This is a genomic window from Streptomyces sp. NPDC048584 (assembly GCF_043199595.1).
Lineage (GTDB): Bacteria > Actinomycetota > Actinomycetes > Streptomycetales > Streptomycetaceae > Streptomyces > Streptomyces edwardsiae.
The window spans coordinates 133,773-146,367 of sequence record NZ_JBICWF010000011.1; the positions used below are offsets into that span (position 1 = coordinate 133,773).

At 74.8% G+C, this 12,595-nt stretch carries 10 protein-coding genes and 1 pseudogene; 3 read left to right on the forward strand and 8 right to left on the reverse strand.

All coding sequences use genetic code 11. The annotated features are described in order from the left end of the window. Positions 1–78: 78 nt before the first annotated feature. Both ACGFR9_RS24260 and xylB read right to left on the reverse strand, forming a co-directional pair. Positions 79–1,287, reverse strand: a complete 1,209-nt coding sequence (locus ACGFR9_RS24260) for an ROK family protein (protein ID WP_393212066.1) — start codon at positions 1,285–1,287, stop codon at positions 79–81. 162 nt (positions 1,288–1,449) lie between these two features. Beyond that, entirely contained in the window at positions 1,450–2,895 is a 1,446-nt protein-coding gene (gene xylB / locus ACGFR9_RS24265) for a xylulokinase (protein WP_393212068.1), read from the reverse strand. A gap of 113 nt (positions 2,896–3,008) precedes the next feature. Here xylB and xylA point away from each other — a divergent pair, with 113 nt between their 5' ends. Together xylA and ACGFR9_RS24275 are read left to right on the forward strand one after the other, a co-directional pair. Then, positions 3,009–4,175, forward strand: coding sequence for a xylose isomerase (gene xylA, locus ACGFR9_RS24270; protein WP_393212070.1), 1,167 nt, complete (start codon positions 3,009–3,011; stop codon positions 4,173–4,175). 193 nt (positions 4,176–4,368) lie between these two features. After that, positions 4,369–4,773, forward strand: coding sequence for a hypothetical protein (locus ACGFR9_RS24275; RefSeq protein ID WP_393212072.1), 405 nt, complete (start codon positions 4,369–4,371; stop codon positions 4,771–4,773). 29 nt (positions 4,774–4,802) lie between these two features. Here the strand turns inward: ACGFR9_RS24275 and ACGFR9_RS24280 are convergent, their stop codons facing one another. Both ACGFR9_RS24280 and ACGFR9_RS24285 read right to left on the reverse strand, forming a co-directional pair. Further along, a complete protein-coding gene (locus ACGFR9_RS24280) occupies positions 4,803–6,074 on the reverse strand; it encodes an SWF or SNF family helicase (RefSeq protein ID WP_393212074.1) in 1,272 nt (423 codons plus the stop codon). Next, the gene (locus tag ACGFR9_RS24285; RefSeq protein ID WP_393212310.1) at positions 6,071–8,887 is read right to left on the reverse strand and encodes an SNF2-related protein; all 2,817 of its coding nucleotides are present in this window, start codon (positions 8,885–8,887) and stop codon (positions 6,071–6,073) included. Before ACGFR9_RS24285 ends, ACGFR9_RS24280 begins: the two co-directional genes overlap by 4 nt. A 320-nt stretch (positions 8,888–9,207) precedes the next feature. On the opposite strand from ACGFR9_RS24285, the gene ACGFR9_RS24290 reads away from it, so the two are divergent. Next, complete coding sequence (locus tag ACGFR9_RS24290) at positions 9,208–9,390, forward strand: hypothetical protein (protein ID WP_030214487.1); 183 nt, start codon at positions 9,208–9,210, stop codon at positions 9,388–9,390. 370 nt (positions 9,391–9,760) lie between these two features. On the opposite strand, the gene ACGFR9_RS24295 is transcribed toward ACGFR9_RS24290, so the two are convergent. The 4 genes and pseudogenes from ACGFR9_RS24295 to ACGFR9_RS24310 all read right to left on the reverse strand — a co-directional run bounded on the left by ACGFR9_RS24295 (position 9,761) and on the right by ACGFR9_RS24310 (position 12,584). After that, complete coding sequence (locus tag ACGFR9_RS24295) at positions 9,761–10,654, reverse strand: hypothetical protein (protein ID WP_393212076.1); 894 nt, start codon at positions 10,652–10,654, stop codon at positions 9,761–9,763. A gap of 139 nt (positions 10,655–10,793) precedes the next feature. Then, a pseudogene (locus ACGFR9_RS24300) lies at positions 10,794–10,993 on the reverse strand (hypothetical protein); the annotation flags it as partial. A 146-nt stretch (positions 10,994–11,139) separates the two neighbouring features. Then, positions 11,140–11,739 (reverse strand): class I SAM-dependent methyltransferase, encoded by a 600-nt coding sequence (locus ACGFR9_RS24305; protein ID WP_393212078.1) that lies wholly within the window; start codon positions 11,737–11,739, stop codon positions 11,140–11,142. A gap of 416 nt (positions 11,740–12,155) precedes the next feature. Then, complete coding sequence (locus ACGFR9_RS24310) at positions 12,156–12,584, reverse strand: PPOX class F420-dependent oxidoreductase (RefSeq protein WP_393212080.1); 429 nt, start codon at positions 12,582–12,584, stop codon at positions 12,156–12,158. Between the last annotated feature and the right edge of the window lie 11 nt (positions 12,585–12,595).

Here is a 12,595-nt window from a genome sequence, read left to right on the forward strand (position 1 = left end):
CCGGCCGGGCCGGGTTCGTTCGGCCGGGTGCGGGGGCCGCCGGGTCGGTTCGTTCGCTCACCCCGGCCGCTCGTCGGGTCAGGCCCGTTCGGCCACCGCCGCCGGGTCGTCCAGGACGCCCCGGACCACCGAGTGGGCCGCGCCCAGCAGCGGGCCCTCGGGGCCCAGCGGGGACACGGAGACGGGGCAGGGCGGTCCCGCGGTGCGCCGGGCCAGTTCGGAGCGGAGCGACGGCAGCAGCCAGGGGGCGAGCCCGGACAGGGCTCCGCCGAGCACCACGCTTTCGGGGTCCAGCAGGTTGACCGCTCCCGTGAGGGCGATCCCCAGCGCCGTTCCCGCCTCGTGCAGGGCGTCGCGTACATCGGCGTCGCCCTGCTCGGCGCGGCCCGCGAGGAGGCCGACGCGGTCCTTGCCCGGCTCCAGCCCGGCCGCGCGCAGCACCGCGTCCTCGCCGGCGTACTGCTCCAGACAGCCCCGACCGCCGCAGGCGCACTGCGGCCCCTCGGGCCGTACCGGCACATGGCCCAACTCGCCCGCGAAACCGCGGTTTCCGTGCAGCAGTCGCCCGTCCACGACGACCGCCGCGCCGATACCGACCTCGGCCGACACATGGAGGAAGTCACGCGGGGTGTCCTTGCCGAGCCACAGCTCGGCCAGCGCACCGAAGTTGGCCTCGTTGGCCACGGTGAGCGGCAGACCGGCCGGCAGCAGACCGCCGAGGTCCGTGTCGTGCCAGCCGAGGTTCGGGGCGCGTACGACGGTCCGCGCGTCACGCGCGACCAGCCCGGGTACGGCCACGGCGAGCCCCGCCGGCCACAGGCCCTCGCCCTCCGCCTCGGCGACGACCCGCTCCACCAGCCCGGTGAGTTCGCCGAGCACCGGCTCGGGGGAACGGCCGCGATTGGGTACGTGCCGGACCGCCCGGGACCGGACCAGCCCGCGCAGATCGACCGCGCAGACCGCGAGGTGGTCGACGCCCACCTCGGCGCCGATCCCGGCGGGGCCGCGCCCGCTGACCGCGAGCGCGAAGCCGGGACGGCCCACGCGTCCGGGCCGCTCGGGGCCCAGTTCCTCCAGCAGGCCCGAGCGGATGAGTTCGTCGACCAGTGTGGACACCGCCGCGCGGGTCAGTCCGATCCGGGAGGCGACGGCGGCCCGGGACAGCGGCCCCTCGGCGCTGACGGTGTGCATCACACGCGAGAGGTTGCGGCGGCGCATGCCCTGCTGCGTGTCGGGCAGCGCGCGCCCCGGACCGGCCGGGCGGGCCTTGTGCGGCGGTGTGCTCATTCCTCCGTCGTTCCTCGGTCTCTGCGGCCGTCGGCGTACTGACGGCCGCTACGGCCGGCCGGCTTGTGCCTGCCTGCCGGCCGGTCGGTGTCGGCGGTTCGTGCCTGCCGGTCCGCGCCGGGTCGGCAGGCACGGTCGGCCGGGGCCCACCGGCGGGTGCCGTCAGCCGGCGCTCGTGCCGCGGTTCAGCAGCGGGGCCGCGTCGGAGAGTATCCCGGCCAGCCTGGCCAGCGTCTCCTCGTCCCGCTCCACGGCCTCCAGCACCGGGCCCGCCGCCGTGTCCCAGCGCCGGGCGACCGCGGCCGGGTCCTCGCCGGTGAGCAGCCCGGCCGCCTGCGCCGCCGCCCCGAGCGCGACCAGTTCCCTCGCCTGCGGCACCTGCACGGCCCGCCCCGACAGCCGCCGTACGGTCTGCTGCCAGGCCGTGCCCCGGGCGCCGCCGCCGATCAGCAGCAGGGGCGCCGAGGGGTCGGCGTCCTCGTCGAGGACGAGGTCCAGCGCGGCCAGCAGGGAGTACACGGCACCGTCGTAGGCGGCCTGGAGCAGTTGGCCGCCGGTGGTGTCGTGGCGCAGACCGTGCAGCAGGCCGGAGGAGTTGGGCAGGTTCGGGGTGCGCTCGCCGTCCAGGAACGGCAGCAGGGTGACACCGCGCCCCGGTTCGACGGCCTCGCGGTCCAGGTTCAGCAGCGCCGCCACCCGGTCCACGGCCAGCGTGCAGTTGAGCGTGCAGGCCAGCGGCAGCCAGTCGCCGCGCGCGTCGGCGAACCCCGCCACGGTGCCCGTGGGATCGGCCGGCCTGCGCTGCGTCACCGCGTACACCGTGCCCGAGGTGCCGAGGCTCATCACCGGCGTGCCGGGACGTACCCCGAGGCCCAGCGCGGCGGCCGCGTTGTCCCCGGTGCCGCACGCCACCAGGGTGCCCTTGGAGAACGGCAGGCCGTGGCCGTCGCGCACGGTCCCGGCGACCTCGCCGGGCCGCACCACGCGCGGCAGCAGCGCCGGGTCGAGCCCCACGTGCGCGAGGATCTCCTCGTCGTACGCCTCCGTCCCCGAAGCCCACCAGCCGGTGCCGGAGGCGTCGCCGCGGTCGGTCGTACCCTGCCCGGTGAGCCGCTCGGTGAGGTAGTCGTGGGGGAGGCGGACCGCCTTCGTCGCACGCACCGCGTCCGGCTCGTGCTCCGCCAGCCAGGCCCACTTGGTGACGGTGAAGGAGGCGGCGGGGACGCTTCCCGTGCGCTCGGCCCAGAACTTCGCGCCGCCCAGCTCCTCGATCAGGCGGCGGCCCTGCGGCGCGGAACGCACGTCGTTCCACAGCAGTGCCGGGCGGACCGGCTCCCCGTTCCGGTCCAGCGTGACCAGGCCGTGCTGCTGCCCGCCGATCGACACCGCGGCGGCCTCGTGCGCCGCCTCGCCGCACTGGCGCAGCGCCTCGGACAGGGCGTCCCACCACTGGCGTGGATCACTCTCCCGGCCGGCTCCCGACGTCACCGTGTGCGGGGCCTGGCCGCTCGCGACGACCCTGCCGGTGGCCACGTCGACGACCAGCGCCTTGGTGGACTGGGTGGATGTGTCCACGCCGACGACGAGCGGACCCTCGGCTGCTGACATCGGTCTCTCCCTCATCCGCACTCGGCGGGGTGTGTCTCTTCCCAGAAATGTTCCTGCATACTAATTTGTAAAGCGCCATGACGAAATAGCTTCAGCGAGCAAGGAGCCGCGGCATGAACTACCAGCCCAACCCCGAGGACAAGTTCACCTTCGGACTGTGGACCGTCGGCTGGCAGGGACGGGACCCCTTCGGTGACGCCACGCGGCGTGCCCTCGACCCGGTCGAGTCGGTGCGGCGCCTGGCCGAGCTGGGCGCCCATGGCGTCACGTTCCACGACGACGACCTCATCCCCTTCGGCTCGAGCGACAGCGAGCGCGAGGAGCACGTCAAGCGGTTCCGGCAGGCGCTGGACGACACCGGCATGAAGGTGCCGATGGCGACCACCAACCTGTTCACCCACCCGGTGTTCAAGGACGGCGGCTTCACCGCCAACGACCGCGACGTGCGCCGCTACGCCCTGCGCAAGACCATCCGCAACATCGACCTCGCGGCGGAGCTCGGCGCGCAGACCTATGTGGCGTGGGGCGGCCGCGAAGGCGCCGAGTCCGGTGGCGCCAAGGACGTACGGGACGCCCTGGACCGTATGAAGGAGGCCTTCGACCTGCTCGGCGAGTACGTCACCGAGCAGGGCTACGACCTCCGCTTCGCCATCGAACCCAAGCCGAACGAGCCGCGCGGCGACATCCTGCTCCCGACCGTCGGCCACGCCCTCGCGTTCATCGAGCGCCTGGAGCGCCCGGAGCTGTACGGCGTCAACCCGGAGGTCGGCCACGAGCAGATGGCCGGGCTGAACTTCCCGCACGGCATCGCGCAGGCGCTGTGGGCGGGCAAGCTCTTCCACATCGACCTCAACGGCCAGAACGGCATCAAGTACGACCAGGACCTCCGCTTCGGCGCGGGCGACCTGCGCGCCGGGTTCTGGCTGGTCGACCTGCTGGAGTCGGCCGGGTACGAGGGCCCGCGGCACTTCGACTTCAAGCCGCCGCGGACCGAGGACTTCGACGGCGTGTGGGCCTCGGCGGCCGGCTGCATGCGCAACTACCTGATCCTCAAGGAGCGCGCCGCCGCGTTCCGTGCGGACCCGGAGGTGCAGGAGGCGCTCGCCGCGTCCCGTCTGGACCAGCTGGCCCAGCCCACGGCGGCCGACGGCCTCCAGTCCCTGCTCGACGACCGGTCCGCCTTCGAGGACTTCGACGTCGACGAGGCCGCCGCGCGGGGCATGGCCTTCGAGCGCCTGGACCAGCTGGCGATGGACCACCTGCTGGGCGCCCGCGGCTGACCCGGGGCCGTCACGCGTGAGGGCCCGCCGCGGGGGAATCCCACGGCGGGCCCCGAGGCACGCGCGGTGCCCCGTTCGGGGCGTGCGCTCCGCGCGGGGTACGACGGACTCATGGCACGCGCGCCCTGAGTTCGTATCAACTTCCGTGCGGCGTCCTCGCGCGGCTCGCCTCCCGGCGAGGACCATGGTGCGCATGGCCACGCCACCCGTACCGCCCCGGCCGCCGGACGGCGGCAGTTTCGGCCCGCCCGGACCGCCCAGGCCTCGGGGCGGACACAGAGCCGTGCTCCTCCTGTTCGCCGCCGTCGCGGTGATCGTGGTCGTGGCCGTCGTCGTACTGATGGCCAGGGGAGACGACGACCCGCCCGACAGGACGCCGAGCGGGACGGCGACCGGCTCCTCGCCGAACCTCCCCACCCAGCTCCCGAGCGACCTGCCGAGCCTGCTCCCCTCCGGCTTCCCCACCGACCTCCCGTCGGACTTCCCGACCGGACTGCCGTCGGACTTTCCGACCGACCTCCCGTCGGACCTCCCGACCGGACTGCCGAGCGGTCTGGAGTCCCTCCTACCGTCCCTGGGCGACGTGGAACTGCCCTGACGGCACACCACGTCCGGCCTGGCCGGTGGTCAGCCGTCGGGGGTGCCCTGTGCCGTGGCCAGCGCAGTCGCCGGGTCCTGGGAGGGGTCCCCCGCCGGGGCCCAGCGGCCGCGTTCCCCGCGGTACGGCCACCAGCGCCCCTCGCGGTCCAGGCGCAGCTGGACAGGCGCACCGGCCACCGTCCACCGGTTGGCCCGGACCCGGAGCACCGGCCGCTCGTCCTCGTCCCACGCCGAATCGAGAGCGGCACGCGCGCGGGCCAGCCGTTCGCCGTCCACGGTCCACTCCTCGTCGAGCACCGCCAGTGCCGCGGTTCCACCCTGCCGCCAGGCCCGTACGGCGACGGCCAGCCCCTCCGGGCCACGCCCGGACCCCTCGGCGAGCCGTTCGGTCACCGCGCGGTGCGGCTCCCCGGCGGCCAGCCGCACCGCGTCCCGCGCGACGGTCGGCTCCGGTGCCACCGGCTGCCGTCCGTGCCCGTCCCGAAGCGCCTCCGCGAGCAGCCGATGGGCCTGTACGGCCGTCCGCGCGGCCAGGAACTCCAACGCGGATGGATCGACACCGGCCGCGGGCGCGGCCTCCGTGTCCAGCGAAGGCGGGATCCCCGGCTCCGCGGGGAGCGCGGGCAGGGCCGGAAGGGACGGCAGGATGTCACCGGCCGCGTAGGCCTCGGCCGGGTCCACGCCGTCCGGCTCCGGGGCGGTCCGGCCCGCGGACGCCTCGCCCCGGGCCTCGAGCGCCTCCAGGAGGGCGCGCTCACCCCGCCCCCGCATCAGCAGCAGGACGAACGGGTCCTGGTCCAGCAGCCGGGCCACCTGGTAGCACAGGGCCGCCGTATGACCGCAGTGGTCCCAGCCACCGCACTCGCACTCCGGCTCCAGATCACCCAGCCCCGGCAGCAGGCCGACGCCGGCCGACTCCGCGTCCTCGACCAGATGCGTCGGCATCTCACGGTCGAGCAGCGCCGCGACATGCCCGGCCCGCTCCGCGGTCATCGCCAGGAATTGGTCCCACTGCTCCCCGGACAGCTCCTGCAGCAGTACGTCCGCGCGGTGGGGCGTACGGTCCCGGTCCTGTACGACCGCGGTGATGCGCCCCGGCCGTACGGACACCGCGCCGACCGCGCCCGCGCGAGCCAGCGCGCGGCCCGCCTTGAGCTGCCCGGAGTCCAGCGCCGTGGCCTCCAGCGCCGTCAGCCAGGAGCGGCCCCACCAGGTCACCGCGAAAGCACGCCCCCGCGCGGGCGGCAGCGCGGCGAACGTGCGCTCCACATCGGTCCCGTCACCGTCGTACCGGGTCATCGCGATCCCCCTCGGAGTTCGACCAGCTCCGCCAGCTCGGCGTCCGTCAGTTCGGTGAGCGCCGCCTCGCCGGAGCCGAGCACCGCGTCGGCCAGTTCACGCTTGCGCTCCAGCAGCGCGGCGATACCATCCTCGATGGTTCCCTCGGCGATCATGCGGTGCACCTGCACCGGCCGGGTCTGGCCGATGCGGTACGCGCGGTCCGTCGCCTGTGCCTCGACGGCGGGGTTCCACCAGCGGTCGTAGTGCACGACATGCTCCGCGCGGGTGAGGTTCAGCCCGGTGCCGGCCGCCTTCAGCGACAGCAGGAACACCGGAACCTCCCCGTCCTGGAAGCGCCCCACCATGGCCTCACGCTCGGCGACCGGCGTGCCGCCGTGCAGGAACTGCGTGCGCACCCCCCGCGCGGCCAGATGCCCTTCCAACAGCCGGGCCATCCGCACGTACTGCGTGAAGACCAGGACGCCGGCCCCTTCGGCGAGGACCGTGTCGAGGAGTTCGTCCAGCAGCTCCAGCTTCCCCGACCGTCCGGCGACCACCGGCCGCTCCTCCTTGAGGAACTGCGCCGGGTGATTGCAGATCTGCTTCAGTGCGGTCAGCAGCTTCACGATCCGTCCGCGCCGCGCCATGCTGTCCGCCTCGGCGATCGAGGCCATCGCCTCGCGCACGACGGCCTCGTACAGCCCCGTCTGTTCCGGGGTGAGGAAGACGGCGTGATCCGTCTCCGTCTTGGGCGGAAGCTCGGGCGCGATCCCGGGGTCCGACTTGCGGCGGCGCAGCAGGAAGGGCCGTACCAGACGCGCCAGCCGCTCGGCCGCTGCCGGGTCCTGACCGCCCTCCACGGCGTCGGCGTACCGCCGGCGGAAGGTGCCGAGCCGGCCGAGCAGACCAGGGGTCGTCCAGTCGAGGACGGCCCACAGTTCCGACAGGTTGTTCTCCACCGGTGTGCCGGTGAGCGCCACACGCGCGCGTGCGCCGATGGAACGCAGCTCACGCGCCGTCGAGGAGTAGGGGTTCTTCACATGCTGGGCCTCGTCGGCGACGACCATGCCCCAGGGGACCGCGGCGAGCCGTTTGGCGTCCAGCCGCATGGTGCCGTACGTGGTGAGCACGAACTCGCCGCCGGCCAGGTCGTCCAGCGCCCGCCGTGCGCCGTGGAAGCGGCGTACCGGGGTGCCGGGCGCGAACCGTTCGATCTCCCGCTGCCAGTTGCCCATCAGCGATGTCGGGCAGACCACGAGCGTGGGGCCCGCGGACTCCGGGTCGGTCCGGCGGTGCAGGTGCAGGGCGATGAGGGTGATGGTCTTGCCGAGCCCCATGTCGTCGGCCAGACAGCAGCCCAGACCCAGGGAGGTCGTGCGGGCCAGCCAGGTCAGGCCGCGCCGCTGGTAGTCCCGCAGTGTGGCGTCGAGCGCGGCGGGCTGCTCGACCGGCTCCTGCGACTCGGGGTCCGCGAGCCGGTCCCGCAGCGCCTCCAGCCACCCGGTGGGCCGCACCTCGATCCGTCCGCCGTCCACCTCCACGGAGCCCGTCAGCGCCGCGCCGAGCGCGTCGACCGGCGTGACCTTCCGGTCCTTGCGCGCACGGGCCCGGGCCAGCTCCCGAGGGTCGATCAGCACCCACTGGTCGCGCAGCCGGACGAGAGGACGGTTCGCCTCGGCCAGCCGGTCCAGCTCCTCGCGCGTGAGCCGCCGGTCGCCCACGGCGAACCACCAGTCGAACGCCAGCAGCGCGTCGGCGGACAGGAACGACGGCCCGTCCGCGGGTCCGGTCCTCCCGCGCCCCGGCTCGTCGTCGGCGGGACCGACCTCCGCGCGGGTGGTCAGTTCCCGGACCAGCTCCTTGGGCCAGTGCACCTCGACGCCCGCCCCGGCGAGCGCCCGGCCGCCCTCGCCGAGGAGTTCGGTGACGTCCTCCTCCGCCAGGTCCACCGCGTCCGGCACGGTCGCCGACAACAGGGGCGTGAGCGATGTCCAGGCGCGCGCCGCGCGGCGCAGCGCCAGCAGGGCGTCCATCCGCGCGCGGGGGCCGAAGTCCGCGTCGGACACCCCCGCCCACACCTCGCCGGCGTCCGCCACGAGCGCGGGGTCGCCCACGCCGTGCATCTGGAGGACGGCCCGGAAGGAGACCCCCGCCGGATCGGCCGCGTCCACGAGCCCGAGCAACTCGATCCGCAGCGACAGCCGTACGCCGGCGTCGTGGCCCGCGGCGATGTCGGCGGCCCAGGTCCGCAGCTCGGGCAGCCGTCGCGGCTCCGTCGCGGCGAACGCGGCGGTGCCGGTCGCGAGGTGGGCGGCGGGGGAGCGGGGCAGCGTGTCGGCGACGGCGTCGAGGAAGGCGCGCAGCAGCCGTTCGGGGTCGGGCAGGCGGGGCGGCCCGGTGCCGTCCAGCGGTGTCGCGTGGGCCTCCGGCGGCATCGCCGCGGCGAGCCGCCGGATCGCCTCCGCCTCCTCCGCGTCCAGCGGGCCGACGCGCCAGGCGTCGTGGTCGGCGGGGGAGAGGCCGGGCAGCAGCAGGCCGCGTGCCACCAGCCGCAGGGCGTGCAAGGCGGTGGCGCCCCAGAACCGGGTGGCCCGGTGGGCGGCACCGTCGGCGCGCGCACGCGTGAGGAGCGGAAGCGCGAGGCGCACCGGCAGCACGGTGGCGGGCACCCGCACCGTCTCGACCCCTTCGTCGCCGGGTGCGACGACGGTCAGCCGCTCGGCAGATGCCCCGTCCACGGCAGGGGGAGACGATCCGTCCGGCCGCCAGAAGGCCACCCGTCCCGTGCGGGCGGGGTCGCCGGGAAGGAAGACGGCTGCCGAATCGGCCAGTTCGGGGGGTGCGGAGGAGGGCGCCGGGGAAGTCGTCTGCGCAGTGATGAGAAGATTCCTCAAACTTGACTAGTGGAGTCGGAACCGCCGAGAGTACAGCACGGGCGGCGTCGGCCGGGTATGCCTGTGCTGTGAGGCGAGTCACCATGGAGGCGCGTCGTGAGCCCGCCGAGCGGGGGCCCGCGACAGGTGCCCATGGTGCTCGGAGACCCTAGGGGCCACACCTCAGGGACGTCTCAGGGGCGCGGTCCGGAACCGCCGGGAGCGCGGGTCCGTTTTCACGGCAGAGAGCGGCAGTGGCCGCGAAGGAGGCGACACTCATGTCAAAGAACGCCAAGATCGCCGCAGGGGGTGTGGCGGTCGGACTCGTCATGTTCTTCCTGCTGCCCTGGTGGGCCGCGCTTCTGATCATCCTGGGAGTTCCTGCCGCCGCGTATCTCACCCTGGACCCCGCACAGCGGCGCAGGCTGCGGCGCGTCTCGCGCAAGGAGCTGGGCCGCTGAGGCGCTGCCCCGCCACCGCCTCGTCGGAACCCGGCGGCGCGGGAGTCGACCATGCCGCCCTCCGCGGGCCCGCCGACTGGCGGGTCCGCACTCCACCCACGTGACCAGCGGGTCGAACGCCGGGCGGTGAGAGGGCCGTTTGGAAGGGTGTCGCGCAGCCCGTCGACGCGCGTGCCGCCCCGTACGGTGCGGGAGCGGTGTGGCCACGTCGTCGTACGGCTTCGGAGCCGACGGCCCTGGCCGGCAGCGCGTCCGGATCGCCTCGCAGAGGTACCGGCCGCCCGACGCGCCTGGTGGAAGGACGGTCACACGCGGGGGTCAGCCCACGCCGCCGGCCGCCACTCGTCACGCCGTCCGGGGCCGTGTGCGCTCAGAGCGGCCGTACGGCCATCCGGTCGAGCGCCTCGAGGAGGCCCGGCAGCTCCGGGCCCCGGCCCACCGGCAGGACCTCGCCGGGTTCGTCGTCGAGCAGGACGAACGCGATGTCGTCCGTCCGGGCGACCAGCGACCACCCGGGTCCGTCGGCACGCAGGATGCGCGCGCCGCCCGGGGCGAAGGCCGAGCGGACCCGGCCGAGCGGCGGAGGCGAGTCGACGTACGCGCGGGCCTCCGCCAGCACCTGCCGGATCCCGCGGTGCCCCGGCCGTACCGCCGGGCCGTCGCTCGCTCCGTCCTCGTCGCCGTCCCCCGCTTCGTCCTGGTCGCCGTCCCGAGCGGGCTCCTCGGCGTCGGGTGTGCGGGCCGGTCCGCCCGGTTGCGGGAACGCCGCGTCGTCGACCTGCTCCCGCCAGACCGCCCACTGGAGCGCGATCTCGTCCGCGCCCAGCCGGCGCTGGGCGGGTCCCCAGACCTCGACGTCCGGAGGCGTCAGCCGGGGCCCGTCCACGACATCGAGGTCCGGATCGTGCGGCGCCGGCACGTTCGGCGCCGCGACGGCGACCGCGAGGGGCCAGCCGGGCAGCGCGGCGACGACCGTGCGCTCGTCCGGTGACAGATCGTGCTCCATGCCGCAGTCCCAGAACGCGATCGCGACGGCGACCAGCGAGACGTCGTCCACGACGACGGTCCACCGGGCACCCTCGCCGTCCTGTCCGAGCACCAGCCCGTACCCGTCGGCGAGGGGCGGCAGGCCGAGCGCCGTACAGGCCTCCGGGTAGTCGTCGCCCAGCACGCTCGGGAACTTCGCGGGCGTCAGCAGCGCAGCGGTGAGCACATAGAGTGCGTCGTCCGCGGCCGCCAAGGCCTCCTCGTCCGCGCCGGCCATCCCAGCCTCCCCATCGGTTCGTCCACCGGCGCGCACCCTATGCCGACCCCGAGGCGCTTGTCACGACCCCCCGTACCTGTGCCCGGAGCTGCAGGTTTCCGCCCGGACGGGGCGAATCGGCCACGCGCCGGCGGACGCCTCAGACGGTCGGAAGCCCCAGCAGCGCCCGCGCGACCGTCCCAGGAGACTCGTCGCGCTCCCGCGCGAGCGTGACGACCGCCCGGCACGCCGGCTCGTTCACCCCGTACGACAGGGCCTCCGGTGACACCCACCGGCCCCCTCGTCGATCCGGTCCTGGTCGTCCTCCGCGCGGGCCGGGACGTGCGCGGCGGCCACCTCCGATTTTCCGGACCCGGCCCCACATACGGTTCACCGTTTCCCGGGGGCGGTCGTCCGCGCCGGGCGTTCGGCTCCTGGCGTCCAACGCAGAGTCGCGGCCCCGACGGCAGAAGGGGGCAGCGGGGCGCGGGGCGTGACCGGGGCGTTCAGTCGGTGCGGACGGCGAGCGCCAGGAAGCGGGTGTCCTCGTCGACGTACGACGTCATGTGCCACCCCGAACGGGAGAGCAGCGCACGCAGGTTGGGCTCCGCGCGGAGGTCGTCCGGGGTGATCGAGCGGCCCTGCCGGGTGGCGAGCGCGGCCCGGCCGATCGGATGGAACAGCGCGAGCACGCCACCGGGCCGGACCACCCGCGCGATCTCCCGGAGGTTTCCCGCAGGATCGGGCAGATGGGCGATGAGGCCCGCGGCGAACACGGCGTCCAGCGCGTCCGGGCGCAGCGGGAGCGCGGCGACGTCGGCGAGCAGCAGCGCGCCGTCGCGGCCCCGGCCGGCCCGCGCCGCCTCCCGCAGCATGGCGGGTGTCACATCCGCGCCGAGGACGACGCCCGAGGGTCCCACGGCCGCACGCAGCGCGGGCAGCGCCCGCCCGGTGCCGCAGCCCGCGTCGAGCACCCGTCCGCCCTCGCGCAGCCCGAGTTCGGCGACCGCTGCCGCGTAGGCGGGACCGTCGTCGGGGAAGCGGCGGTCCCAGCCGGCGGCACGCGCGGTGAAGAACTCCTGGACGTGTGTGTGGTCGTCGCTCATGCTCCGCATGATTCCTCACCGGGACGGCTCCCCGACCGTGGGCACGGCGGTCAGCAGCACGCGCTGCACGGGATGCTCGACGTGAGCGTGAGCGTGCGCGTCGCGCCGTCCGACCGCGCGGCTCGTCCTCCCGCTCGCGCCGACGGAATCGGTGTGGGCGGGACCGGCCCGGTCGGTGAGGTCAGCGAGATCCGGCCCTTGCGGATTCCTTCCGGCGCCGTCGACCGCTGCGCGGGGGCCCGGCGTCATCACGCGCGCGCGACGGCCGGCGCGCGCCCGGCCTGGACTTCGGAATCACCGTCGTGCCCTGCGACGCACGCGAGCGGGACTCGGGGAAGGACGTGCCGGGGACGCCGGACGGATGCGCACCGCCCGGATGCGCGACCCGGTGGGACGCGCCCTCGCGCGGCCGGCGATCAGTCCGCGACGCCCTTTTCGGCCAGAATCCTCTCGATGCCGACGCGGACGAGGAGCTCTCCGGGCACCCCGTTGCGCTCCCCGAACTCCGCGGCCCGCTCCTCGCCCATGTACCGCGCGCCGATCCTGGCGGCCCAGTGCCGGAGTTCCCCGGGTTCCTCCGAGAGCCGAGCCCTGCCCTGCAGCAGCACGTAGGCGAACGGCGGCCGGTCGTCGTCCACGCAGAGGGACACCCGCCCGTCACGTGCCAGATTGCGTCCCTTCACGGTCCGCGCGCCGGTGTTGAACACCACCTCGTCCCCGTCCACGAGGAACCAGATCGGTGCCACATGCGGGCTGCCGTCGGCCCGGACGGTGCAGAGCTTCGCGGTACGGGTGCCGTACGAGACGAACTCCCGCCACTCTTCCTCGGTCATCTTGTCTCCCATGGCTCCCATTC